Source organism: Micromonospora vinacea, from assembly GCF_015751785.1.
In the GTDB taxonomy this organism is placed as follows: Bacteria; Actinomycetota; Actinomycetes; order Mycobacteriales; family Micromonosporaceae; genus Micromonospora; species Micromonospora vinacea.
The window spans coordinates 2,635,305-2,658,998 of record NZ_JADOTY010000001.1; the positions used below are offsets into that span (position 1 = coordinate 2,635,305).

A 23,694-nucleotide genomic window follows, 5' to 3' on the forward strand; every position below is an offset into this window, starting at 1 on the left:
GGAGCCCTGTCCGCCGCGTCAGACCACGGTTTGACAATGCCCATGGCTGTGCGGCTGCGAGCTCCCTCTCGGCACGCCAGCGCGATCACCAAACGTGATCGGCTCGCTGCGCGGGCTCTGCAAGAAAGTGGTGCTCTGCCGGCAAGCCCTCATCGACCCCGAAGGGATCGAGGGGCGGAGGGCGACTCACGCAGCGTAGAGGAGTTTGACCCCGTCCAGCCCCAGAGCAGTTGCCCGGGTCCCGCGGACCCCGCTGTTGAGGTTGCGCCAGCCGTTGTTGCTGGCGGCCTCGTGCACCCAGCCGTCGACGACGTTGTAGATGTGCTTCACCCCGTTGACGGTGAGCGCGGCCAGCGAGGTGCCCTGCGCGCCGTAGACGCCGGTCCACAGGTTGGCCCAGCCGGCGTTGCTGGCGGCCTCGTAGATCCGGCCGCCGTTCACTGTGTAGAGGATCTTCGTGCTGCCCACTGTGATCGCCGCTACCGCCGACGCCGGGATGCCCGTGTTCAGGTTCCGCCAGGCATTGGCGCTGTGCGCCTCGTGTACGTAACCGCCGACGATGCTGTAGATGTACTTGACGCCGTTCAGCGCGATCACCGAGATCGAGGACGAGCTTGCCCCGCCGATACCGGTGTTGAGGTTGCGCCAACTGTTGTTGCTGGCGGCCTCGTGCACGTACCCGTCGACGACGTTGTAGACCAGCTTCACGCCGTCGAGGGTGATCGCGGCCAGGGCGGTGCCCTGTGCGCCGTGGATGCCGGTCCACAGGTTGGTCCAGCCGGCGTTGCTGGCGGCCTCGTGGATCCGGCCGCCGTTGAGGGTGTAGAGGATCTTCGTGGATCCCACTGTGATCGCGGCCGTCGCCGTGCCGGTCACCGCACCCGCGCTGCCGGAGACCGGCAGGGCGCGCCAGCCGGCGTTGCTGGCCGCCTCGAACACCTGACGGGGCTGGTCGGCCGGGTTCTGCTGGATGAAGACCAGCGGGCTGATCCGGGTACCGGCCGGGTCGATCATGTGCCAGTGCAGGTGCGGGCCCGTCGAGCTGCCCGAGCCGGGTGCGCCGGCCGCGCCGCCGGAGCGGCCCACGATCGTGCCCGCACCCACGCTGGTGCCGTTGGCCAGCAGGAACTGCGACAGGTGCAGGTACTGGCTGCGGTACCCGTCCGCGTGCTGGATCGTGACGGTGTGCCCGCCCGAGCCGTTGTTCGGGATGTTCTGGATGGTGCCGGCGCCGCACGCCGGCAGCGCCGTGCCCACCCCCATCCCGAAGTCGATGCCACCGAGTGACCCGCGACGGAGGTGACCCTCCCAGGTGTCGGTGATCGGGTAGGCGCTGAACGGGTTGTAGATCGCCGGGGCGGCCTGTGCGGCCTGGGGGACCAGCAGGCCGCCGGTGCTGATGGCGCCCGCGCCCAGCACCACCGCGCGCAACATGGTGCGGCGACCCACCGCGGAGGTGGGCGTGTCGTCGCCGCAGCAGCTGCGCTCGTAACCGTCCGTCATTCCCACTCCTTCTACGCCCGCCAAGATATCTACGGAGGCTAATGGGTGGGGACGTCCGGCGATACCGCTGCCACCAGACGTTGATCAGAGCGTTGGCAGCTGTTCGGCTCGGGTGATCACCTGGTCGATGAGGCCATATTCTCGGGCCTGCTCGGCGGTGAACCAACGGTCCCGGTCCCAGTCCCGCTGGATCTCGTCGAGCGTCCGTCCACTGTGCTGGGCGATCAGCTCCTGCATCGTCCGCTTCACGTGCAGCATGTTCTCCGCCTGGATGGTGATGTCCGAGGCCGTTCCGCCCATTCCGCCAGACGGCTGGTGCATCATGACCCGCGAGTGCGGCAACGCGTACCGCTTGCCGGCCGCGCCCGCGCAGAGCAGGAACTGCCCCATCGAGCCGGCGAAGCCGAGCGCCAGCGTCGCCACGTCGTTGCGGACGTAGCGCATCGTGTCGTAGACCGCCATCCCCGCGCTCACCGAACCGCCCGGCGAGTTGATGTAGAGGTAGATGTCCCGGTCGGCGTCCTCGGCGGCGAGCAGCAGGATCTGCGCGCAGATCTGGTTGGCCGACTCCTCCGTCACCTCGGTGCCGAGGAAGACGATCCGCTCCCGCAGCAGCCGCTCGAACACATGGTCGCCGAAGGTTGGCTGCGCGCTCTCCAGCATCAGTGCGCCGTACCTCATCATGTGCCGCCGCCTTCCACCGTGCCGGCGGGCGGCGGGGACCGCCCGGTGGACCGGCCCCTTCAGCGTGCGGGCGACGGCGGTGGCTGGCCCAGTGATTCTGCCGCCGGCAGATCCGCCGACGGCAGAACCCGCGCGGCCTACGCGGCGGTCAGCCGCCGCAGGCCGAGCCGGGTCTGTGCGCTGTCAGCCAGGGCGGCGGTACGCGGACCGGGGCACGAGCCACCAGCGGAGGCTTTTCCGTCGACGCTGAGGGTCGGCTCGCTCGCCACCGGCCCGCGATGCAGGAAGAACCCGCTGACACGTGGACCCACCAGCAGTGTGGCGTTGCCGATCTCCCGCCGAGTCGCATCGACCCGCTCCAGGTGGGTGAGCGCGGCGCGCGGCGCGGCCGGGAGGCGGGGCTCGACCCTGCGCATGTCGTCGCGGGCCTCGCCGAGCAGGTCGGCGAGGCTGATGCCGAGGGCCCGGCAGATCGCCGCCAGCACCTCCGACGAGGCCTCCTTGCGGCCCCGCTCGACCTCCGAGAGGTAGGGCACGGAGACGTCTGCCGACGCGGCCACCTCGCGCAGCGTGCGGCCCTGACGCTGGCGGTGGCGGCGAAGCACTCCGCCGATGACTCGTCGCAGCAACGACATGCCGGCCTCACTTTCGCGGTCGTCGTCGGGAACACCCTCATCATGCCCGTCCGCAGCCGTTCGGGCCGACCCGTCCGGGCCCGCGCCGCTCCGACGGCGCGGGCCCGGGGCTCTCACCGGTGCAGGTGGGTGTGCCAGGCGGCCGGCTCGGCCACCAGCGTGACCATCGGGAACAGGGCCCGAGTGCCACCGGTGGGGAGCAGGGCGCTGTCGTCGATCGACACGTTCGCCCCGTTCACGTCGTAGACGGTCAACGACTCGTTGCCGTCTCCCTCGGTGAACCGCGCCGGGTGCCCGTCCAGTGTGGTGTTCGGGTCGACGAACGCCCTGTCGGTCGGGTCGGTGACGTTGCGGTAGCGGGCGACGACGACGGCCAGCGTCCGGGCCCGCTGCCGGCCGGGGTCGGCGGTGGCCGGCTCCTGAGTCCAGGTCCACCCGGCGTCCCAGTAGTTGGGCTCGTCGAGTGACTCGTGCACGTTGACGGTGATCAACCGCAGCCCGGCCGGTACGCCCGCCACTGTCGCCGGCATCGGAATGGTGTCGGTGCCGAAACGCAGAGACCGCGCTACCTGCGTCGCCGTCTTCCGCACGTCCGATCCGGTCCCGAACACCCGCACCTGCGCCCAGCCGTCCGGGGCGTACTGCCAGCACAGAATCGCCTCCGGCTTCTCGGCGCCCGAGTAGCTGGCGAAGACGCTGTCCCCGCCGTTCAGTCGGGGACCTCGCTCGGAGTCGCCGGCCACGGCGGGCTCACCGCTGTTCCGCTGCGGTGCCGACGGCTCCACGCCCTTGGGGAGGAGCGAGACAGTCACGAACTGCCGCTGGTCGTCGGTGCGGCCGTTGGACGCGCCGAGGTGCACACCCTGGCCGGAGAGGAGCAGCCCGGCCTGGTACTGGAGATCCCGCATCCCGTCCGGAAGCCAGCCGAACCGGACGTACACCCGCTGTGGGTCGACGGTGGTGAGCGCGACCGGCAGGCCGGTCTGGCCATCGACGGGCGCCGCGCCGAGCGGAGTGGGGGCCGGCGGCCGGTCCGGGGTCAGCAGGTCGGGGACGGTGAGCCCGCCGACGGTCAGCGCCACCGCCAGCAGCGCGGCGCCAGCTCCCTGGGCGAGTCGGCGTTGCCGCCGTGCGGTGCTCATCGCACGCTCCACGTCCAGCACGGCGGAGGGTCGCTCGGCCGATTCGATCTCGGTCAGCATCAGGTCGCCAATCTGGCGTTCGTCAAGCATGTCGCTCCTCTCAGTTGCCGGTCAGGGTGGGGATGAGCAGGGTGCGGAGGGTGGCCAGGCCCTTGGCGGTCTGGCTCTTCACAGTCCCCGTCGAACAGCCCATGGCCCGGGCGGTCTCCTCGACGCTGAGGTCCTGGAAGTACCGCAGCACCAGCACCGCACGTTGCCGCGGCGGCACCTGCCGCAGCGCGCTCACCAGAGTGATCCGGTCGGTCGGGTCGGGAAAGGCCCGGGACACGTCGGGCAGCGCGGAGCCGAGGCGTACCCGGGCCCACCGCAATCGCCGTTCGTCGATCAGTCGCCGGACCAACATGGTGCGGACGAGCGCGTCCAGGTGATCGGCCTGCCGGGCCCGGGCCCACGAGCGGTACAGCTCGGTGAGCACCCGTTGCAGGATGTCGTCGCCCCGGTCCCAGTCCCCGCACATCAGGTAGGCGGTGCGCCGCCACTGCACCATCCGAGAACGGACGTACTCGGTGTATTCGTCGTCGGCCTCGGCTCGTCGTCTGCCGCTCGTCGTCACGAGGGTCGCGCCCCCTCCGTCTGCCGGCCTGCACCGGTTCGTCGTTGTCGTCCGGTAGTCGGGTACGGGGGCGCCGCCGGTTGTCCGCCGCGACCCGGACGTGCGGACGGCGGTGCACCCGCTATGTTGTGGGCGTGCAGGCGACGGCGGGGGAGCAGGTTCGACGGTGATCCATTTTCCCGCGCAGCGCCGGGGCCCGCTGAGCGCGCTGAGCCTTCGGCTCGCCGCCGCCCTGGGCCTGGTCTTCGCCGTGGTCGCCGCCGTCTACCTCGGCCGGGACGGCTACCGCGATGTCAATGAGGACGGTCTCACCCTCCTCGACTGCTTCTACTACGCGGTCGTGTCGCTCTCGACCACCGGCTACGGGGACATCACCCCGGCCGCGCCGTCGGCCCGGCTGGTCAACGTCCTCTTCATCACCCCGGCCCGAGTGATCTTCCTTATCATCCTGGTCGGTACCACCCTGGAAGTTCTGACCGAGCAGTACCGGACCGGCCGTCGCCTGTCGCGGTGGAGGAGAGCCGTGAAGGACCACGTCATCATCTGCGGCTACGGCACCAAGGGGCGTAGCGCCGTCTCCGCCCTGATGGAGAACGGTCTGGACCGTTCGCGGATCGTGGTGGTGGAGCGCAGCGCCGCCGCCCTGCGGCAGGCCACCTCCGCCGGGCTGGTGGCGATCGAGGGCTCGGCGACCCGCTCGTCGGTGCTGAACGAGGCGCACGTCAAGAGCGCGAAGTCCGTGATCATCGCGACCGACAGTGACGACGCGTCGGTGCTGGTCGCGCTGACGGTCCGGCAGCTCACCGCCGGGCAGGTCCGCATCATCGCGGCGGCGCGGGAGGCGGAGAACGCCCCGCTGCTCAAGCAGAGTGGCGCGCACCACGTGATCGTCTCCTCGGCCACTGCGGGCCGGCTGCTCGGCCTGTCCACCTCGGCGCCACCGCTGATCGACGTGGTGGAGGATCTGCTCACTCCCGGCCAGGGCATGGCGCTGGCGATGCGTTCCGCGGAGCGGGACGAGGTGGGACGCTCGCCGCGCGAGCTGGAGTCGTTGGTGATCGCCCTGGTGCGGCGGGGCAAGGTGGTCACCCTGGCCGACCGGGCCGGCGCGGTGATCGAGACCGGCGACATGCTGGTGCACGTACGCGACGACCGCCCCCAGTCGGCCACGACCGCCTGAGTCGTCCCGCCGCTGCCGTCAGCAGGTGTCGTCGGCGACGCAGATCGCCTCGGTGCAGTTGACCGCCGTGCCGGTGGAGGCCCGGCTGAGCAGCTTGTAGAGCGTCTCCCGCTCGGCGGGATCCAGTGCGCCCAGCACCTCGTCCTCGGCGCCGGCCAGGGCGCATTCGGCCTCGCTGAGGCGTTTCGCCCCATCTTCGGTGAGTTCGACCACGTGTCGGCGGCGATCCTCGGGGGAGCGCCGACGCTCGATCAGCTGCTTCGCCTCAAGGTCGTTGAGCAGCCCCACGATGTTGGTGCTGTCCATTTCCAGGATGGTGGCGAGCGCCTGTTGACCGGTGCCGCCGCCGGCGCGAAGCACTGTGAGCGCGACCAGATGCCGGGGGCGTAGCCCCAGCGGCGCCAGCACCGACTCCGACCGCAGTCGCATCCGCCGGGCCAGATGGTCCAGGAGTGCGCCCGAGCGGTGCTCTGAGGAGTCGAGCGGTTGCGCGGACATGTGACCCAGTCTACCGACTCAGCGGAACATCGGCCTGCTATAAATAGTTGGTGCCTCACGAACGATCCCTGAAGGAGGAATGATGCATCTTCTGCATATTGACTCGAGCATCCGCGGTGACTGGTCGGTCAGCCGGCGGCTCACCGCCCGCGCGGTGGACGCATGGCGTGCGGCCCACCCGGACGGCACCGTGGCCTACCGGGACCTGGGTGCCGAACCGCTGCCGCACCTGGACGCGGACGGTGGGCTGGCGCGGATGACGCCCCCGGACCAGCACACCCCCGCCCAGCGCGACTCCTGGGAGCTCAGCGAGCGGCTGGTCGACGAGGTGAAGCAGGCCGACGTGGTGCTGCTCGGCCTGCCGCTCTACAACTTCGGTGCGCCCAGCAGCGTCAAGTCCTGGGTCGACCACCTGATCGTTCCCGGGCTGGCGTACGACCCGACGACGCAGGAGGGTCTGCTCGGCGGACGCGAGTTCGTGGTGCTGGCCACCCGGGGTGGCGGCTACGGCGAGGGCACCCCTCGCTACGGCTGGGACCACGCCGAGCCGTGGCTCCCGCACGGTCTGTCGATGACCGGCATGCAGCCCCGGTTCATCAGCGCCGAGCTGACCCTGGCCCCATCGGTGCCGGCGATGGCCGAGCTGATCCCGCTGCACGAGGCGAGCCTCGCGGCGGCCGAAAAGGAGATCGACAACCTCTGGACGCCGGTCAGCGCCCAGCGCTGAGGCAGCGACGACACGACGAGAGCGGCCGCCCCGATCGGGGACGGCCGCTCTCGTCAGTGCGGACGGGTCAGAGGATGGTCCAGGTGTCGCCGCTGCCCAGCAGCCCGGCGAGCTGCTGCTCGGGGGTCTCGGTGACAGTCGCCTTGGCGGCCGCGAGCTGAGCCTGCACCACGCTGTCGTAGGACGGGCGGTCCACCGAGCGGAACACCCCGATCGGGGTGTTGCGCAGGTCCAGGCCGGGCAGCCGGGACAGCGCGAAGGCGTACGCCGGGTCGGTGACCGTCGCGTCGTGCACGACGATCTCCTCCGGGCGGACCGAGTTGGTGTCCCGTACCTCCAGGCCGAAGCCGCCCGGCGGGTGCACCACGCAGAACCGCCCGTCGGCGCCGAAGGTGATCGGCTGCCCGTGCTCCAGGCGGATCAGGTAATCGTCGCGGGTGGACGGGTCCTTGAGCTGCTCGAACGCCCCGTCGTTGAAGATGTTGCAGTTCTGGTAGATCTCCACGAAGGCCGAGCCCTCGTGTTCCGCGGCGGCCCGCAGCACCGACTGGAGGTGCTTGCGGTCGGAGTCGATGGTCCGGCCGACGAAGCTGGCCTCCGCGCCGAGGGCGAGCGACAGCGGATTGAACGGGGCGTCCGCCGAACCGGCCGGGGTCGACTTGGTGATCTTGCCGACCTCGGACGTCGGAGAATACTGACCCTTGGTCAGACCGTAGATCCGGTTGTTGAACAGCAGGATCTTGAGGTTGACGTTGCGCCGTAGGGCGTGGATCAGGTGGTTGCCACCGATGGAGAGCGCGTCGCCGTCGCCGGTGACCACCCAGACCGACAGGTCCGGCCGGGACACCGACAGGCCCGTCGCGATCGCCGGGGCCCGACCGTGGATCGAGTGCATCCCGTACGTGTTCATGTAGTACGGGAAGCGGGACGAGCAGCCGATCCCGGAGACGAAGACGGTGCGCTCCCGGGGGATGTTCAGCTCCGGCATGAACTGCTGGATGGCCGCCAGGATCGCGTAGTCACCGCAGCCGGGGCACCAGCGCACCTCCTGGTCGGACTTGAAGTCCTTCGCGGTGAGCTTGACGGCGACGGGCTCAGACATTCTTCAGCACCTCTTCCAGCGTCGTCTCCAGCTCGGCGGCCGTGAACGGAAGGCCGCGGACCTGGTTGTAGCTGATCGCGTCGACCAGGTAGCGGGCCCGGATGACGTGGGCGAGCTGGCCCAGGTTCATCTCCGGGATGACCACCTTGTCGTACGAGCGCAGCACCTCACCGAGGTTGGCCGGCATCGGTGCCAGGTGCCGCAGGTGCGCCTGGGCGATGGAGAGGCCGCGCTGGCGTACCCCGCGGCACGCCGCGCCGATCGGCCCGTACGTCGAGCCCCAGCCGAGGACCAGCACCCGGGCGTCGCCGTCCGGGTCCTCCACCTCGATGTCCGGCACCGGGATGGTCTCGATCCGGGCGGCCCGGGTGCGCACCATGAAGTCGTGGTTGGCCGGGTCGTAGGAGATGTCGCCGGTCTTGTCGGCCTTCTCCAGACCGCCGATCCGGTGCTCCAGACCCGCCGTGCCGGGGATCGCCCACGGCCGGGCCAGGGTCTCCGGGTCACGCAGGTACGGCAGGAAGGTGGTGCCGTCCTCGCCGTTGGGCTTGGTGGCGAACTCGACCCGCAGGTCGGGCAGCGACTCCACGTCGGGCAGCAGCCACGGCTCGGAACCGTTGGCGACGTAGTTGTCGGACAGCAGGATCACCGGGGTGCGGTAGGTCAGCGCGATCCGGGCCGCCTCCAGTGCCGCGAAGAAGCAGTCCGACGGTGACCGGGGCGCGATCACCGCGACCGGCGCCTCGCCGTGCCGACCGTAGAGCGCCATGTTGAGGTCGGCCTGCTCGGTCTTGGTCGGCATGCCGGTCGACGGGCCGGCGCGCTGCACGTCAACGATGACCAGCGGCAGCTCCAGCGCCACCGCGAGCGAGATCGTCTCGCTCTTGAGCGCCACGCCGGGGCCGCTGGTGGTGGTCACACCGAGCGACCCGCCGTAGGAGGCGCCCAGCGCGGCGCCGACGGCGGCGATCTCGTCCTCGGCCTGCACAGTGAGAACACCGAAGCGCTTGTGCTTGCTCAGCTCGTGCAGGATGTCCGACGCGGGCGTGATCGGGTACGCCCCGAGGAAGACCGGCAGCCCGGAGCGCACCCCGGCGGCGACAAGCCCCAGCGAGAGCGCCGCGTTGCCGGTGATGTTGCGGTACGTGCCCGGCTTCATCTTGGCCGGCTTGACCTCGTAGCGGACCGCGAAGTCCTCGGTGGTCTCGCCGAAGTTCCAGCCGGCCTTGAAGGCGGCGACGTTCGCGGCGACCAGCTCCGGGCGGGCGGCGAACTTGCGCTCCAGGAAGCGCAGCGTCGACTCGTAGGGCCGGGAGTACATCCAGGAGAGCAGGCCGAGCGCGAACATGTTCTTCGAGCGCTCGGCATCCTTCTTGGACACCTGGTGGGCGGCGAGCGCGCCGACGGTCATCGAGGTCAGCGCCACCGGGTGCACGACGTAGCCGGCCAGCGAGTCGTCGTCGAGTGGGCTGCTCTGGTAGCCGACCTTCGCGAGATTGCGCTTGGTGAACTCGTCGGTGTTGACGATGATGTCCGCGCCGCGCGGCAGATCGGCCAGGTTGGCCTTGAGGGCCGCCGGGTTCATCGCCACCAGCACGTTGGGCGCGTCGCCCGGCGTGAGGATGTCGTAGTCGGCGAAGTGCACCTGGAAGCTCGACACGCCGGGCAGGGTGCCGGCGGGAGCGCGGATCTCGGCGGGGAAGTTTGGCAGCGTGGAGATGTCGTTGCCGAGCTGCGCCGTCTCCGAGGTGAACCGGTCGCCGGTCAGCTGCATGCCGTCGCCAGAGTCACCGGCGAACCGGATGACCACCCGGTCGAGTTGACGGATCTGCTTGGTCACTGTGCCACCTTCGTTCGCGACTGCGGGGCTTGCCCGGCCACGGAACCTCCTTGACGCAACGCTTCACCGCACCGCCCCAGGCTGGTCCGGCCGCTGTCGTTCCTCACCTCAGAGCCTACGTCTAAGGGAGCCCTAACCATCCCCGGAGGTCCGCCGACTGGGACCGGATCGGGTCGCGAAATGCCCACCTTTGCGGGGTTACGTACCGCCCGCCGTAATTCAGATCACCACCCGACCGCGCCGACGACCCCGGCCACCTGTCGCCGGGGTCGTCGGTCGATCAGTCGGCGGGCTGGGGCGCGGGCTCGGGCGGCGGGCCGCCGAACCGGCGGCGCAGCGAGGTCATGGCCAGCGTGAGAGCCAGCACCACCAGGAGCGCGGACACCGCGATCAGGATGACCGCGGTGCGCTGCACCGAGGTCAACCCGCCGTCCCGGGTCGTGGCGCCGGCCGGGAGTACGCCCTGTGAGCCGGTCGGCGCGGGCGGGGAGACCACCGGCGTGGCCAGGGCGGCGGCCGCGGTGATCCGGAAGCTCATCTGCACCCGACGGGTCGGGCCGCTGCGGGGATCGAGTTGGCCGATCACGGCACCGGACAACGGCGCCTCCCGCTGGGCCTGTGGCGTCGCCTCCACCGGCAGCTGCACCTCGGCTGTCGTTCCGGCCACCACCAGGCCGGCGTCGCAGCGGGTACGCGTCGGGTCGACCGCCACGCAGCCGAGCGGCGCGGTCGGCACTGTCACCCCGGCCGGCAGGACGACCTCGACCCGGCCGGCGGCGTCCACCGCACCGGCGTTGCCCAGCCGGAGCGTGAGGGTGCTGGGGCCACCGCTGATGTCGAAGGCCACCTCGTCGGCGGCGAGCGCGATCCCGGGCACCGGCGGGCCGGGCGGGAAGAGCACAGCGAAGCCCTGGTCGTCGGTCACTTCTCCGGACACTCCCGACGCGTTCGCGACGACCTGGACGGACCCGCTGAGCGGCATCTGCTTCCACGCCGTGCCGGCCACCCGCAGGCGCAGCACCGTGCTGAACCGGGCGCCCGCCCCGGCGGTCCACGCCCCACAGCGGTACGCCCCACCACCGGCGGCGGCGCAGCCCTTCGTGCCGGCGTCGGTCAGCCCGGCGGGCAGCGTGTACGAGAGTCGGATCTGTTCCGCTGTGGTACCGGTGTTGTGCACAGTGACCTGGAGGGTGGCGGTGGTGCTCGCGGTGTTCCAGTACGCCTCGGTGAGGGTGACGTCGCCGGTGGTGACCTGCACGCCCAGCGGGCTCTGCGGCGCCGCCGGCGAACCCGGCGCGGGCGGGCGGACCGGCGGAGTCGGGGGTGTCGGCAGGAGCGGAGGTGCGGTCGATGGCACCGGGGGAGCCGGGCTGGGCGGTCGGGTGGTGCCGCCCGGCGCGGGCGCGACGGTGGTCGGCGCCGGTGGGACCTCCGGGGCGGTGGTCACCGGCGCGGGTGGGGTCGTCTCCGGCGGTGGCGCGCCGGTCTCCGGCGCCGGCTCGGTCGGGCCCGGTTCACCGCCCGGGTCCTCGGTCGGCGTGGGCTCCTCCGCCGGTGTGGTCGGGGGCTCTTCTCCGCCCGGCTCGTTGACCGGTTCGCCGGAGGTTACGACCGGGTCCGCGTCCGGCACAGCCGCGCTGGCCCAGGCCGGCCCGACGGCGAGCGCCGTGAGCAGGCCGAGCGCGAGCGCGGCCGCCAGCAGGGGCGCGGAACGCCGCCCCTCCGCCCGGCTACCGGGCGGTGCCTTCACGCGGGCCATCTGTCCTCCGGTGACATGGGTGGGTGTCCAATATTCGGTAACAGTTGCCCCAGTGCACTAGTCCCATCCGGAAACAAATCCGTAACGTGTTGGGGACGGCCGGTCTGGGCGAGCGGTAGGCTGCCGACTGTGACCGGATACCTGGGCTCGTACGCGACGCTCGGGCTCCTGCTGCTCGCCAGCGTTGTCTTCTTCGTTACGGCGTTCTCAGCCAACCGGGTGTTACGCCCGGCGCGTCCGGCCGACCCGCCGGGCAAGCGGGCCAGCTACGAGTGCGGGCTCGACCCGGTCGGTGCCGACTGGGCGCAGATGCAGATCCGCTACTACGTGTACGCCTACCTCTACGTCCTGTTCGCGGTCGAGGCGGTGTTCCTCTTCCCCTGGGCGGTGGTCTTCGACCGGCCGGGCTTCGGTCTGGTGACGGTGGTGGAGATGGCGGTGTTCGTGGCCGTGCTCACGCTCGGCATCCTCTACGCCTGGCGTAGGAACATCCTCCGCTGGACCTGAGCGCCACGGCCTCCGGCGATCGTGTCGGCCGGCCCGCCGTTCGCGGCCGGTTACGGCGACGACCGGTCAGGCCAGTCCCCTTCGGGTCGCCGTGGGCGGGCGGTCGCCGCGGATCGAGGCCACCAGGTCCAGCACCCGTCGGGTCGGGCCGACCTGGTGGGCCCGGAAGACCCGGGCGCCCAACCAGGCCGAGACCGCCGTCGCGGCGAGCGTCCCCTCCAGCCGCTCGGCCACCGGCAGGCCCAACGTCTCACCGATGAAGTCCTTGTTGGAGAGCGCCACCAGCACCGGCCAGCCGGTCGCGGTCAGCTCGTCCAACCGGCGGGTGATCTCCAGCGAGTGCCGGGTGTTCTTGCCGAAGTCGTGAGCCGGGTCGATGAGGATGCCGTCGGGGCGTACCCCGGCCGCCACCGCGCGCTCGGCGAGCCCGGTCACCGTCGCCACCACGTCGGCGACCACGTCGGTGAAGGCGGCCCGGTGTGGCCTGGTCCGCGGCGTCAGGCCGCCGGCGTGCGAACAGACCAGGCCGGCGCCGGTCTGCGCGGCCACCTGGATCAACGCCGGGTCGGCGCCCGACCAGGTGTCGTTGAGCAGGTCGGCACCGGCCGCCACGGCCTCCGTCGCCACCTCGGCACGCCAGGTGTCGATGGAGATCACCACCTCCGGGAACGCGGCCCGGACGGCGGCGATGGTGTCCACCGTGCGCCGGATCTCCTCGGTGACGTCCACGTCCGCACCGGGGCCGGCCTTGACGCCGCCGATGTCGATGATTGCCGCGCCCTCGTCCACCGCCCGCTCCACGGCGCGCAGAGCGCTGTCGGCGGCGTAGGTGGCCCCGCGGTCGAAGAACGAGTCCGGCGTGCGGTTGATGATCGCCATCACCACCAGCTCGCCCGGGGCGAACGTGTGCCCACCCAGCCGAAGCGCCCCGGCCATGCCCGCCTCCTGGAAGTTCGCGCCGCGCCGCCGCGTCGGCCGGTCCCGACGCTAGTCGGTCGCCCGTCCGCAATTCCGGGCGGGCGTCGGCGCCGATCGTGATCGGGGCGGGTGGCGGGGTCGCTCCGGGACGGCTGCCATGCCACGATCAGTGCATGGGTCAGCTTCTGCTCCTCCTGGTCGTGGCGTTGACCGTCGCGGCGGTGGTATTCGGCGTGACGGTGCTGGTCAGCGGCCGTGATCCCGGCCTGGCGCCGGCCGAGCCGGATTCGCAGGCCGTGGCGTTGCCGGGCACCCGCCCGTTACGCGAATCCGACGTGACGGCGGTCCGTTTCGACACCGGGTTGCGCGGGTACCGGATGGACCAGGTCGATCAGGCGTTGCGCCGTGCCGCCTACGACATCGGTTACAAGTCCGAGCTGATCGGCGTACTGGAGTCGGAGGTCATCGCGTTGCGTGAGGGACGCACCGACGACGCGGACGTGCTGCGCCAGGCCCGCGAGCAGTCGACCAGCAAGGTGACGACAGCGGACGCGGCCGACCCGGATGAGGCGGCAGAGCCGGGCACGGCGGTCGAGCCGGGCAGGGACGTGCCGCTGACCGGCGAGGCGGGCTCGGCCCCGGTCGGCTCGACGACTTCCGGCCCGTTGCCCTCGGCCACCTCGTCTCCGGCGGATTCCGACGGTGTGGCGCCGGCCGCCGGGCCCGCCGACGACGAGTCGGCCGATCGTGAGCAGACCGCCGGCGCGCCCGCCGACGGCACCGAGCAGCGCGACGCGGTGGTTCGGTCGGAGCCGGCGTGACCGAACCGGAGGGCGCTGACGATCTTCGGGAGGCGGCCCGACCCGGTGCCGGTGAGGTGACCGCCACGGTGATCGTCGACGCCCCGGCGGAGCGGGTCTTCGCCGCGTTGCTCGCCTGGGAACGTCAGTCCGACTGGATCCCGTTCACCCGCGTCAGGGTGGTCGAGGGTGACGGGCGTGAGGGCAGCCGGATCGAGGCGGTGACCGCGCTCGGCCGGGCGACGCTGCGCGACGAGATGCGGGTGGTCCGGGTCGACGAGCCGTACGAGATCGGCGTGGTGCACCACGGTCAGTTGCTGCGCGGCCCGGGTGTGCTGCGCTGCACCCAGCTGGGCCGGGACCGCACCCAGGTCGTCTGGCACGAGTGGTTCCACCTGCCGGGCGGCCGGGCCGGTCGACTGGCGTGGCCGGTGCTCTGGCCCGGCTCCAAGCTCGGCCTCACCCAGGCGCTGAAGAGGTTCGCCCGTCTGGTCGAGCAGGGCCGGCTGCCCTGACCGGTTGACCCGGTGCCGGCTGCCAGCCCGGCGCGCGGAAGAGGTGCCCGGCGCGGTGCCGCCAGGTCACCGCGGCGCGCAGGTCCCGGGCGATCGAGGCGTACTCGTGGAAGGCCACCCGCACCGGGTTGTAGCTGCCCACGTTCTTGGTCAGGCCGTACACGCAGCGTTCCCGTTCCGGCGCGAACGACCTGAAGAGCCGGTCCCAGACGATCAGGATGCCGCCGAAGTTGCGGTCCAGGTAGCTGCCCTGCGACGCGTGGTGCACGCGGTGGTGCGACGGGGTGTTGAACACCGCCTCGTACCAGCGCGGCATCCTGTCGATCCGCTCGGTGTGGATCCAGAACTGGTAGAGCAGGTTGACCGAGCCGCAGAACGCGACCACTGCCGGGTGTACGCCGGCCAGGATCAGCGGGAGGTAGAACACCCAACTGGTCAGGCCGGTCCACGGTTGGCGCAGTGCTGTGGAGAGGTTGAACCGCTGCGACGAGTGGTGCACCACGTGCGAGGCCCAGAGGATGCGGATCACGTGGTGGCTGCGGTGCGACCAGTAGTAGCAGAAGTCCTGCGCGAGCAGGATCAGTGGCCAGGTCCACCAGAGCTCGGCGACCCGCAGCGGGGTGAGCGCGTAGAGCAGCGCGTACGCGGCGGCGATCGGCACCTTCCAGAGGAGGTCGGCGAAGATGCTGCCCAGCCCCATCGCCAGGCTGGTCGCGGTGTCGGCGCCGCCGTAGCCGACCTCGTCGTCGTCGCGGTGCAGCAGGTAGGAGACCCGCTCCAGCACGATGAGCAGCACGAAGGCCGGGATCGACCAGGCGATGACGTCCGGGAACTCCTTCACCGTGCGGCCTCCGCTCGCCGTCACCGGTCGGGGCGCACCGTCGGGTGACCCCGACCTACCGGTCGGTAACAAGCACCATAGGCAGCCGGGCGGCCGGTGGCAATGGGGCGTCGGACCGATGCCCTAGCGTGTACGAGGTGACTGACCTGGTGATCGGCGCTGATGGACTGGCTCGCTGCGCTTGGGGGTCGAGCACCCCCGACTACGCCATCTACCACGACACCGAGTGGGGGCGGCCGCTGCGCGGCGACGACGCGCTCTACGAGCGGATGACGTTGGAGGCGTTCCAGTCCGGGTTGTCCTGGCTGACCATCCTGCGCAAGCGTCCGGCGTTCCGGCTGGCCTTCGACGAGTTCCACCTCCCGACCGTCGCCCGCTACGACGACGCCGACGTGACCCGCCTGCTCGCCGACGCCGGCATCGTCCGCAACCGGGCCAAGATCGAGGCGGCGATCGCCAACGCCCGTGCCGCACTGGAGCTGCCCGAGGGCCTGTCCGCGCTGCTCTGGTCCTTCGCTCCGGAGCCCCGGCCCGCTCGCCCCGCTTCGTTCGCCGAGCTGGCGCCGATCACCCCCGAGTCGACGGCGATGGCCAAGGCACTCAAGAAGCGCGGCTTCCGGTTCGTCGGCCCGACCACCGCGTACGCGTTGATGCAGGCGACCGGAATGGTCGACGATCACATCGTCGGCTGTCATGTCACAGTCCCACCGGCGGCGTGATGAGATGGCAGACATGACGACCGAGACCGCGCACCGGGCCGGTGCGGCCGGCAACGCCGACGGGGTGGGTGCCTGGGCGGTGCTGCTGCCCGCCGAGCGGTACGAGGCCGAGCGGCTCGTGCACCACGACACGCTGGAGCTGACCGGGCTGACCGACGTCGCCCGGCCGGGGCTGGGAGACCAGGTCGCAGTGCTTGTCGACGCGCCGCCACGGCTGGTGGCGCTCGGCCGGGTCAGCACACCGGGTCGACGCCACCGGGAAGACCCGGACGACCCGCAGTCCCCGACCGAGCCGGGGACGCTGGTCGTCGCGTACACCCGACGGGCCTTCGACGAGCCGGTGCCGGCCGATCTGCTGGCGCTCGACGGGCCGGTCACCGCACTGGAGCCGGCTGCCTTCCGGGCGCTGGCCGACCAGCTCGGCCCACCCCCGGCGCGGCGCACCTGGCTGGTCAGCCTCGACCTGCCGATCGAAGCCGGCACGCCGGCCGAGGCGGTTCGGCTGTTCTGGTCCTACGTGCAGGAGTTGGGCCCGCGTGAGCTGCCCGCCTTCGTCTCGCCGGCCGGTGACGAGTTGGCCATGCAGGCATTCGTGCTGGGCGAGCAGGCCAACCAGGACCCGGAAGAGGACGACTAGAAGAGTGTGTCCACCCGGCCCCGCCAGTCGGCGAGGACCGGGCCCGGGTCGGTGCCCAGCACCCGCTCCAACAGAGTGGCGTAGACGTCCCGGAAGTCGGTCGTGTATTTCAGGTCGCCGTCGTCGAGGTCGGTGAGGCTCGGCGGCGCGCCGTGCCAGCCACCGCGGACGCCCGCGCCGAGCAGCAGCACGTCCGAGGCGGTGCCGTGGTCGGTGCCGTCCGAGGCGTTGGCCCGCACCCGACGGCCGAACTCGGAGTAGACCGCCACCACCACCTTCCGGCCCGCCTCGGTGCGACTCATCCGGTCGGCGAACCCGGTCAGCGCCCGGTCCAGTTGACCCAGCAGCACGGCCTGCAACTGCTTCTCGTCGGCGTGCGTGTCGAAGCCGCCCAGCGACACCGAGAACACCCGGGTGGACACTCCCGCCTCGACGCACTGCGCGACCAGGTCGAGCTGCGCGTCCAGTGGGGTGCGCGCCCCGCCGGTGGCCGTCGCGGAGGCCTGCTCGCCGTCCGGCTCCGCCGTGTCCGGGTCGGCGGAGTCGCGTACCTGGCGGATCATCTCGTCCACCGACCGTAGGTCGGCGAAGCAGGCTGCGGCGCGACCCCGGGCCGCCGACTCACCCGCCTCGGCGGCGGCGAACGCGGTGAGCGTCTCCGCGGGCAGCCCCTTGGCGGCCTTCCGGTCGGTCACCGGCACTGCCGCACCGGCGCTCCGCTCCCCGGCCAGCAGCGGCGGCAGCGCCGGCTCGAAGGAGACCGCCAGCCGGGGGTCGCCACCGGTTCCGTCCAGCCACCGTCCGAGCCAGCCGGTGTTGCCCGGCCGGTCCGGTTGCGCGGTGTGCCAGATGTCCATCGACCGGAAGTGGCTGCGGTCCGGCTTCGGGTAGCCGACTCCGCGCACGATCGCCAGCCCACCGCCGGACCAGCGCTGGTGCAGGCCGGCCAGCGCCGGGTTGAGACCGAAGTCGTCGTCCAACCGCCGCACCTCCCCGTCCGGGTACGCCAGCTCCGGGCGAGCCGCGCGGTAGGCCGGGTCGCCGTACGGAATGACCGTGTTGAGCCCGTCATTGCCGCCGTAGAGGGTCACCAGCACCAGCGTGTGGGACTGCGGGTCGCGGTCCCCGGCGGTGTCCAGCAGGTCCCGCAGGCTGTACGCGCCGGCACCGGCGGCCAGCGCGCCAGCGCCGACCACCCCGCTGGTCAGCAGGAACCTGCGTCGGGTCACTGTGTCCATGTCGACTCCTCCGCTCAGCTGACTGTGTATTCGGGGCTGACCAGGCCGGCGGCCAGCAGTTTGCGGGGCTCACCGGCCAGCGGGGCGAGGGCGGCGCGGGTGCGCGCGCCCCAGCCGTCGACCACCAGCAGCCGGGCCAGCGCGTCCGGCCGGCCGGCGGTGGGCGCGGCGGTCAGCCGGGCCAGCACCGCTGGTGCCGTGGCGGCGGCGAGCACCCCGGCCGTCCGCAGCCGGCCCTGCAACGACGAGGTGGTCAGCCAGGCCACCCCGGCCGGCCAACCGCCCACGCTGGGCGGGCGCAGCGGCACCTGGTCCAGTGCGTTCAAACCGGCCAGCAGTTGTCGGCGTTGCTGCTCGGGCAGCGTGGACGGTCGAATACCGAGCTGCCGTAGTGCACCGACCAGCCACTCCACCGGCTGCTTCACCAGCGTGCCCCGGGTCTGCGCGAAGGCCGGTGCGGAGAAGAGCGCACGTACTGTCGCGATGGTGTCCGCGCCAGCCAGACCGTCGGGTGCCGGGACGTCAGTGCCGGCGTAGCGGAACCAGAGCCGCCCGGCCACGAACGTCGCCGCCGCCGGTTGGGCGGCCAGCAGACCGGCGTACGCCTCGGCGTCGAACCGGCCGCTCCGCCCGAGGATGGTCTTCTCGCCGGGGTCGTGCCGGCGGGCCTCGAAGCGTGCCGCACCGGTACGCCGGTCGACCACCCAGCCGGTCAGTGCCCGCGCGCCGGCCTTCACGTCGGCCTCGCTGTACGCGCCGATGCCGAGGGTGAACAGCTCCATCAGCTCGCGGGCCAGATTCTCGTTCGGCGCCTTGCGGGTGTTCTTCTGCCCGTCCAGCCAGACGATCAGGGCGGGGTCGCGCACCATCGCGGCGACCAGCGGGCCCAGCGGCCCCCGACCGTGCCGGCGCAACGTCTCCAACTGACCCACCATCAGCCGCGCCGACTTGACCTTCTGGGCGCTGGTGGCCCAGTGCCCGTGCCAGAAGAAGAGCAACTTCTCGGTCAGCCCGTCCTCGGCGGCCACCATCCGGTCCAGCCACCACTCGGTGACCTGCTGGAGTTGCCTACGACGCTCCGCGTTGGCCTGCTGCCGTTGCTCGCGGGTGGAGTCCTTGGTCAGCCCAGCGTACGGGTCGGGGGGCAGCGTCGGGATCGGCGTGGCCGCCGCACCCCGGTCCGTCGCGGGCGGGGTGAGCAGCCGATCCAGTGTCGCCGCCGGCCCGGCCCGCTCGGCCGCGTCCACCTCGTCGGCGGTCGGCCCGAAGGTGGCCCGGCGCAGCAGGTGCGCCACCGATTCACGATCGCTCATACCGGCCGACGCTAGGCGGCCCGTGTTCGAGGACGGTAAGGGCGGCGTCCGGATCGCGTTCAGCGTCCCTCGAAGACCGGTTTCTGCTTGCCGACGAAGGCGAGGGTGGCCGCCCGGTGGTCGGTGGTGGCACCGCAGATCGACTGGGCCTGCGCCTCGGCGGCGAGGGCGTCGGCGAGGGTGCCGGCGTCGGCGATGGAGAGCTGCCGCTTGATGGCCCCGTACGCGACTGTCGGACCGGCGGCGAGGCGGGCGGCCAGCTCCTGGGCGACGGGCAGCACCTGCTCGTCGTCGTCCGTCAACCGGTTGAGCAGGCCCAACCGGCAGGCCTCCTCGGCGCGGACCGGCTCGGCCAGCATCAGCAGCTCCACCGCCTTGGCGTGGCCGACCAGTCGGGGCAACGTCCAGGAGGCGCCGGTGTCGGCGGCGAGGCCGACCTTGGCGAACGCCATCAGGAAGCTGGTGGTCGGACCGCCGATGCGGATGTCGGCCAGGAACGCCAGCGACGCGCCAGCCCCGGCGGCCATTCCCCGGACCGCGGCGATCACCGGCTTGGGCAGGTTGGCGAGCCGGGCGGCGATCGGGTTGTAGTGCGCCCGCACGGTGCCCAACGGGTCACTCGCGGAGTTCTCCAGGGTGGCCACGTGCTCGCGCAGGTCCTGACCGGCGCTGAACGACCCGCCGGCCCCGGCCAGGACGACGGCGCGGCAGGACCTGTCGGTCTCCAGCTCCGCCAGGGCGTCCCGCAGCGCCTCCTTGAGCGCCACGTCGAGCGCGTTCATCGCGTTCGGCCGGTTCAGCGTGAGGGTGACGACGGCATCGGTCCGGTCGACCAGCAGCGGCTCGGTCACGTGTCTAACGACCCTTCTGTCGGACGATGCGGTTGCCGGCGTCGAGGCACTGTTCGACGTACCGGTCGGCGGCCGGACGCAGGCGGGCCGCGTGCCGGTCGAAGAAACTGGCGGCGGCGGTGCCGGGCCACCGCTCGGGCAGCAGCGCCGGGGGCAGCTGCGGATCCTGGAAGAGGAACGTACGCCACGCGTGCACGAGGCGGAACCGCGTCGCGTACGCCTCTTCGTCGCTGCTGCGAACGGTGACCGCGGCGAGCAGTGGGCGCTGGTCCGCGACGAACCGCTCGTAGGCGCGGCCGATTTCGGCCAGGTTCCAGGCCCGTCGGACCACGCCCATCGCGCCGGGGGTGCCGGAGGAGTGTGAGGCGGTGAACCGCTCGAACCGGATGCCGGTCTCGGCGAGGAGCAGGTCGACGTCCTCGGCGGGGCGGGTGGCGACCCAGGTCTGCTCGTCGAGCGTCCCGTAGCCGAGGAAGCTCAGGTTGGCGGCGAGCCGCTGGCGGTCCCGCCGGGAGCCCGGGGCCTCCAACACCAGCAGATCGAACCGACCGTCCCAGGTGACCCGGCCGGTCCGGTAGATCCGGGCCGCTGCCTCGTCGAGTCGCCGGGCCGCTTTCGGTGTGATCGAATATCCCGGCCCGGAGGCCAACCGGAGGGGTTCGAGCCAGCCCTGACGCACCATCCGGGAGACGGCGGTGCGAACTGCCGGCGGTGCGATTCCCAGCGGCGCCAGTAGCTTGACCAGGGCAGCAACCGGTGCCCGGCCACCCCTCGGACGGAGGTGGTCGCCGTACAGGTCGAAGAGTGCCGACCGTGCCTGCATGACCGCACATTGTGACAGGCCTTCTCAAGATAAGCTAGATGCTGTTACATCAATGCTGCTCCGGTTTGGGTCCGGCGGTGTTCATCAGGGAAAATCGTTGGTCGACACCCCCGTGACCGTTGCGGGTGGTCGTGACGAAGTGGCTGTGGGGCAACCCACCGACCCTGGTGTAGGTCTGAGGGGAGACAACATGGCGGCGATGAAGCCGCGGACGGGCGACGGTCCGCTGGAAGTCACCAAGGAGGGGCGGGGCATCGTCATGCGGGTCCCGCTGGAGGGCGGTGGCCGGCTCGTCGTCGAGATGACTCCCGACGAGGCCAACGCGCTCGGTGACGCACTGAAGGCAGCGGCCGGCTGAGTAAGGAGTGCTCCGGGCGGCTCACGCCGCCCGGAACGTTCTTCGGACCCTGAGCCACCGGGATCGCCGGTGGCTCAGGGTCTTCAACGCTGCGGGCAGGTGGGTTCGCTGCCGGTCCGCGACACTTTCCTGGAGGTACGGTTCCGCGTGCTCGCCATCCGCCTGATCGCCGAGCCCGACCGGCTCGACGCCCTCGTCCTGCCCGTCCGCCCCGCCGATTCGACAGCGGAAGGTGACGCCTCCGCCGAGCCTGTGTCGACCGCCGTGGCGGCCCCGGACGGCACTGCCGACGAGGCGGCCGCGCTGGCATCAGCGGCCCGACTGACCGGCCGAGCCGGCGAGATCCACACCCAGCTGCGCCCCGCGCGTACCCCCGGCCGGCTGCTGCTGCTCGGCATCGGCGACGGCGACGAGGCGGCCTGGCGGACGGCCGGTGCGGCCCTGGCGCGCTCCGCCGCAGCTGAGACTCATATCACCATCGCTCTGCCGGTCGACGTGACCTCGGCCGCGGTCCGCGGGTTGACCGAGGGGCTGCTGCTCGCCCCCTACCGCTTCCGCCTCACCGAGGCCGGCGACCGACCGGCGCTCACCAGCGTCGACCTGCTGCTCGCCGATCCGAGCGGGTACGCGGACACCGTCGCCACGGCCCGGACCACTGCCGCGATGACCCATCTCGCCCGGGACCTGACCAACACCCCGTCCTCGGTGAAGACCCCGCAGTGGTTCGCCGACCAGGTGGCCTCCGCCGCAGCCGATCTTCCGGACCTGCGGCTGCGGGTCCGTGGCCCGGCCGAGCTCACCAGCGAGGGCTTCGGCGGCATCCTCGCCGTGGGTGGTGGCTCCGCCAGCGGACCCCGGCTCGTCGAACTGGACTGGCACCCCGCCGACGCGAGCACCCACGTGGTGCTGATCGGCAAGGGCATCACCTTCGACACCGGCGGCATCTCGATCAAGCCGGTGGCGTCGATGAAGCTGATGCGCAAGGACATGGCCGGCGCAGCCGCTGTCGTCGCCGCCACAGTGGGCGCCGCCGCGCTGCGGCTGCCGGTCCGGATCACCACGTTGGCCCCGCTGGCCGAGAACATGGTCAGCGGCTCGGCGTTCCGCCCCGGCGACGTCATCCGGCACTACGGCGGCACGACCAGCGAGACGACCAACTCCGACGCCGAGGGTCGGCTGGTCCTCGCCGACGCGCTGGCGTACGCGGTGCAGCAGCTCAAGCCGGACCTGCTGATCGACCTGGCCACGCTCACCGGCGCGAACTCGGTGGCGCTGGGCAAGCGCACCGCCGCCCTGTACAGCGAGAACGACGACCTGGCCGCCGGTGTCCTGGCCGCGGCCGAGGCGGCCGGCGAGTCGGCGTGGCGGATGCCGCTGCACACCGACTACGTCGAATACCTCGGCAGCGAGATCGCGGACCTCTACAGCGCACCAACGCAGGGTGCCGGCTCGGTGCTGGCCGCGCTCTACCTGCGCGAGTTCACCGGCGAACTACGGGACCGCTGGCTGCACCTGGACATGTCCGCCCCGTCCTGGGCCGACGGCGACCAGGCCGAGGTCAGCCGCGGCGCCACCGGCTGGGGCGTCCGGTCGTTGCTGCGCTGGCTCGCCGACGTCAACTAGGGCCTGTTTCATAAGGGCGGTCGAGCCGAGGCGGAGTCCGGGCGGCGATCCGGCAAGGCGCGGTTTCGGCCGGATACCGGTGTTGTATCCGGCCGAAACCGCAACGCCGCCGGTCGTCGTCCGGGCCCGCCGCAGGCCGGCCAGTTCTTATGAAACAGGCCCTAGGGCGTCCCGTCCTGGGCCCGGGTCAGCACTTCACCGCGGCGAGCAGCCCGTGCCCGACCGGAAGCAGCGCGGGGATCCAGTGCTCCGACTCCCGGACCGCCTTGATCGTCTCGCGAACCGTCACCGTCTCCGCGTCCCGGGCGGACGGGTCGCCGATCCGGTCGCTGGCCAGCACGCCGTTGAGCGCCAGCACGCCCCCCGGTCGCAGCAGCCGCAGCGCCGCCTCCACACAGGCGTGGAAGCCGGTCGCCTCCGCGTCCACGAACACCAGGTCGTACGCACCGTCGGCGAGCCGGGGCAGCACGTCGAGCGCCCGACCGGTGATGATCCGGGTCCGCCCGGCCGCGAAGCCCGCCTCGGCGAAGATCCGCCGGGCGATCCGTTGGTGCTCCACTTCCACGTCGATGGTGGTGAGCACGCCGTCGGCGCGCATGCCGCGCAGCAACCAGACGCCGCTCACCCCGGTGCCGGTGCCGATCTCCACCACCGCACGGGCGTTGCCGGCGGCGGCCAGCAGCCGCAGCGCCGCCCCCGCGCCGGGGGTGACCGCGTCGAGGCCCACTTCCCGGGCCAGGCTGCGGGCGGTACGAAGAACGAGATCCTCGGTGACGTACGACTCGGCGAAATGCTGGGCCTGCGTCGTCGAACTGCCGGAACCGGCGACCGTGGCGATGGGGCACCTCCGGGGGCGGTGCGTGGTGCG

25 protein-coding genes are annotated in these 23,694 nt (G+C 71.8%); 9 read left to right on the forward strand and 16 right to left on the reverse strand.

The genetic code is table 11. The annotated features are described in order from the left end of the window. Window positions 1-186: 186 nt before the first annotated feature. The 5 genes from IW249_RS12660 to IW249_RS12680 form a co-directional block, all read right to left on the reverse strand. Window positions 187-1,503 (reverse strand): M23 family metallopeptidase, encoded by a 1,317-nt coding sequence (locus tag IW249_RS12660; RefSeq protein WP_196920905.1) that lies wholly within the window; start codon window positions 1,501-1,503, stop codon window positions 187-189. A gap of 84 nt (window positions 1,504-1,587) precedes the next feature. Beyond that, on the reverse strand, window positions 1,588-2,187 hold the full coding sequence (locus tag IW249_RS12665) for a ClpP family protease (RefSeq protein ID WP_196920906.1): 600 nt from the start codon (window positions 2,185-2,187) through the stop codon (window positions 1,588-1,590). Between the two features lie 137 nt (window positions 2,188-2,324). Continuing rightward, on the reverse strand, window positions 2,325-2,822 hold the full coding sequence (locus tag IW249_RS34995) for a helix-turn-helix domain-containing protein (RefSeq protein WP_196920907.1): 498 nt from the start codon (window positions 2,820-2,822) through the stop codon (window positions 2,325-2,327). 113 nt (window positions 2,823-2,935) lie between these two features. Further along, complete coding sequence (locus IW249_RS12675; RefSeq protein WP_196920908.1) at window positions 2,936-4,054, reverse strand: hypothetical protein; 1,119 nt, start codon at window positions 4,052-4,054, stop codon at window positions 2,936-2,938. A gap of 10 nt (window positions 4,055-4,064) precedes the next feature. After that, on the reverse strand, window positions 4,065-4,577 hold the full coding sequence (locus IW249_RS12680) for a SigE family RNA polymerase sigma factor (RefSeq protein WP_307788579.1): 513 nt from the start codon (window positions 4,575-4,577) through the stop codon (window positions 4,065-4,067). 166 nt (window positions 4,578-4,743) lie between these two features. Between IW249_RS12680 and IW249_RS12685 the strand changes: the two genes are divergently transcribed. Next, window positions 4,744-5,757, forward strand: a complete 1,014-nt coding sequence (locus tag IW249_RS12685) for a potassium channel family protein (RefSeq protein ID WP_196920909.1) — start codon at window positions 4,744-4,746, stop codon at window positions 5,755-5,757. Window positions 5,758-5,775: 18 nt separating this feature from the next. Here IW249_RS12685 and IW249_RS12690 read toward each other — a convergent pair whose 3' ends face one another. Beyond that, the gene (locus IW249_RS12690; RefSeq protein WP_196920910.1) at window positions 5,776-6,255 is read right to left on the reverse strand and encodes a MarR family winged helix-turn-helix transcriptional regulator; all 480 of its coding nucleotides are present in this window, start codon (window positions 6,253-6,255) and stop codon (window positions 5,776-5,778) included. An 82-nt stretch (window positions 6,256-6,337) separates the two neighbouring features. Here IW249_RS12690 and IW249_RS12695 point away from each other — a divergent pair, with 82 nt between their 5' ends. Continuing rightward, window positions 6,338-6,982, forward strand: coding sequence for an FMN-dependent NADH-azoreductase (locus IW249_RS12695; protein WP_231392500.1), 645 nt, complete (start codon window positions 6,338-6,340; stop codon window positions 6,980-6,982). A gap of 67 nt (window positions 6,983-7,049) precedes the next feature. On the opposite strand, the gene IW249_RS12700 is transcribed toward IW249_RS12695, so the two are convergent. From IW249_RS12700 to IW249_RS12710, 3 genes are all read right to left on the reverse strand, one after another. Beyond that, complete coding sequence (locus IW249_RS12700; RefSeq protein WP_196920912.1) at window positions 7,050-8,084, reverse strand: 2-oxoacid:ferredoxin oxidoreductase subunit beta; 1,035 nt, start codon at window positions 8,082-8,084, stop codon at window positions 7,050-7,052. Continuing rightward, window positions 8,077-9,924: a 2-oxoacid:acceptor oxidoreductase subunit alpha gene (locus IW249_RS12705; protein ID WP_196920913.1), complete on the reverse strand. Its 1,848-nt coding sequence runs from the start codon at window positions 9,922-9,924 to the stop codon at window positions 8,077-8,079. Before IW249_RS12705 ends, IW249_RS12700 begins: the two co-directional genes overlap by 8 nt. Window positions 9,925-10,204: 280 nt before the next feature. Beyond that, on the reverse strand, window positions 10,205-11,683 hold the full coding sequence (locus tag IW249_RS12710; RefSeq protein ID WP_196920914.1) for a hypothetical protein: 1,479 nt from the start codon (window positions 11,681-11,683) through the stop codon (window positions 10,205-10,207). 129 nt (window positions 11,684-11,812) lie between these two features. Between IW249_RS12710 and IW249_RS12715 the strand changes: the two genes are divergently transcribed. Further along, complete coding sequence (locus IW249_RS12715) at window positions 11,813-12,190, forward strand: NADH-quinone oxidoreductase subunit A (protein ID WP_196920915.1); 378 nt, start codon at window positions 11,813-11,815, stop codon at window positions 12,188-12,190. Window positions 12,191-12,256: 66 nt separating this feature from the next. Here IW249_RS12715 and folP read toward each other — a convergent pair whose 3' ends face one another. After that, window positions 12,257-13,126 (reverse strand): dihydropteroate synthase, encoded by an 870-nt coding sequence (folP, locus tag IW249_RS12720; RefSeq protein WP_196920916.1) that lies wholly within the window; start codon window positions 13,124-13,126, stop codon window positions 12,257-12,259. Between the two features lie 155 nt (window positions 13,127-13,281). Here folP and IW249_RS12725 point away from each other — a divergent pair, with 155 nt between their 5' ends. Next, window positions 13,282-13,929: a DivIVA domain-containing protein gene (locus IW249_RS12725; protein ID WP_196920917.1), complete on the forward strand. Its 648-nt coding sequence runs from the start codon at window positions 13,282-13,284 to the stop codon at window positions 13,927-13,929. Next, on the forward strand, window positions 13,926-14,423 hold the full coding sequence (locus IW249_RS12730) for an SRPBCC family protein (protein ID WP_196920918.1): 498 nt from the start codon (window positions 13,926-13,928) through the stop codon (window positions 14,421-14,423). Before IW249_RS12725 ends, IW249_RS12730 begins: the two co-directional genes overlap by 4 nt. Here IW249_RS12730 and IW249_RS12735 read toward each other — a convergent pair. Next, on the reverse strand, window positions 14,368-15,288 hold the full coding sequence (locus IW249_RS12735; protein WP_307788580.1) for a sterol desaturase family protein: 921 nt from the start codon (window positions 15,286-15,288) through the stop codon (window positions 14,368-14,370). The two genes, IW249_RS12730 and IW249_RS12735, sit on opposite strands and share 56 nt — an antisense overlap. Before the next feature lie 113 nt (window positions 15,289-15,401). On the opposite strand from IW249_RS12735, the gene IW249_RS12740 reads away from it, so the two are divergent. Both IW249_RS12740 and IW249_RS12745 read left to right on the forward strand, forming a co-directional pair. Further along, window positions 15,402-15,983, forward strand: a complete 582-nt coding sequence (locus IW249_RS12740) for a DNA-3-methyladenine glycosylase I (RefSeq protein WP_196920919.1) — start codon at window positions 15,402-15,404, stop codon at window positions 15,981-15,983. 13 nt (window positions 15,984-15,996) lie between these two features. Beyond that, the gene (locus IW249_RS12745) at window positions 15,997-16,620 is read left to right on the forward strand and encodes a hypothetical protein (RefSeq protein ID WP_196920920.1); all 624 of its coding nucleotides are present in this window, start codon (window positions 15,997-15,999) and stop codon (window positions 16,618-16,620) included. On the opposite strand, the gene IW249_RS12750 is transcribed toward IW249_RS12745, so the two are convergent. The 4 genes from IW249_RS12750 to IW249_RS12765 are packed head-to-tail and all read right to left on the reverse strand — an operon-like array spanning window position 16,617 to window position 20,845. Then, window positions 16,617-17,858, reverse strand: a complete 1,242-nt coding sequence (locus IW249_RS12750; protein ID WP_196920921.1) for a DUF1501 domain-containing protein — start codon at window positions 17,856-17,858, stop codon at window positions 16,617-16,619. The two genes, IW249_RS12745 and IW249_RS12750, sit on opposite strands and share 4 nt — an antisense overlap. 14 nt (window positions 17,859-17,872) lie before the next feature. Beyond that, the gene (locus tag IW249_RS12755) at window positions 17,873-19,171 is read right to left on the reverse strand and encodes a DUF1800 domain-containing protein (RefSeq protein ID WP_196920922.1); all 1,299 of its coding nucleotides are present in this window, start codon (window positions 19,169-19,171) and stop codon (window positions 17,873-17,875) included. Window positions 19,172-19,230: 59 nt separating this feature from the next. Further along, window positions 19,231-20,022 (reverse strand): enoyl-CoA hydratase-related protein, encoded by a 792-nt coding sequence (locus IW249_RS12760; protein ID WP_196920923.1) that lies wholly within the window; start codon window positions 20,020-20,022, stop codon window positions 19,231-19,233. Window positions 20,023-20,026: 4 nt separating this feature from the next. Continuing rightward, a complete protein-coding gene (locus IW249_RS12765; protein ID WP_196920924.1) occupies window positions 20,027-20,845 on the reverse strand; it encodes a PaaX family transcriptional regulator in 819 nt (272 codons plus the stop codon). 190 nt (window positions 20,846-21,035) lie between these two features. Here IW249_RS12765 and IW249_RS12770 point away from each other — a divergent pair, with 190 nt between their 5' ends. Then, the gene (locus tag IW249_RS12770; RefSeq protein ID WP_007455245.1) at window positions 21,036-21,203 is read left to right on the forward strand and encodes a DUF3117 domain-containing protein; all 168 of its coding nucleotides are present in this window, start codon (window positions 21,036-21,038) and stop codon (window positions 21,201-21,203) included. 147 nt (window positions 21,204-21,350) lie between these two features. Then, complete coding sequence (locus tag IW249_RS12775; RefSeq protein WP_196924763.1) at window positions 21,351-22,826, forward strand: leucyl aminopeptidase family protein; 1,476 nt, start codon at window positions 21,351-21,353, stop codon at window positions 22,824-22,826. A 187-nt stretch (window positions 22,827-23,013) separates the two neighbouring features. Here the strand turns inward: IW249_RS12775 and IW249_RS12780 are convergent, their stop codons facing one another. After that, window positions 23,014-23,565, reverse strand: a complete 552-nt coding sequence (locus tag IW249_RS12780; protein WP_231393425.1) for an O-methyltransferase — start codon at window positions 23,563-23,565, stop codon at window positions 23,014-23,016. Between the last annotated feature and the right edge of the window lie 129 nt (window positions 23,566-23,694).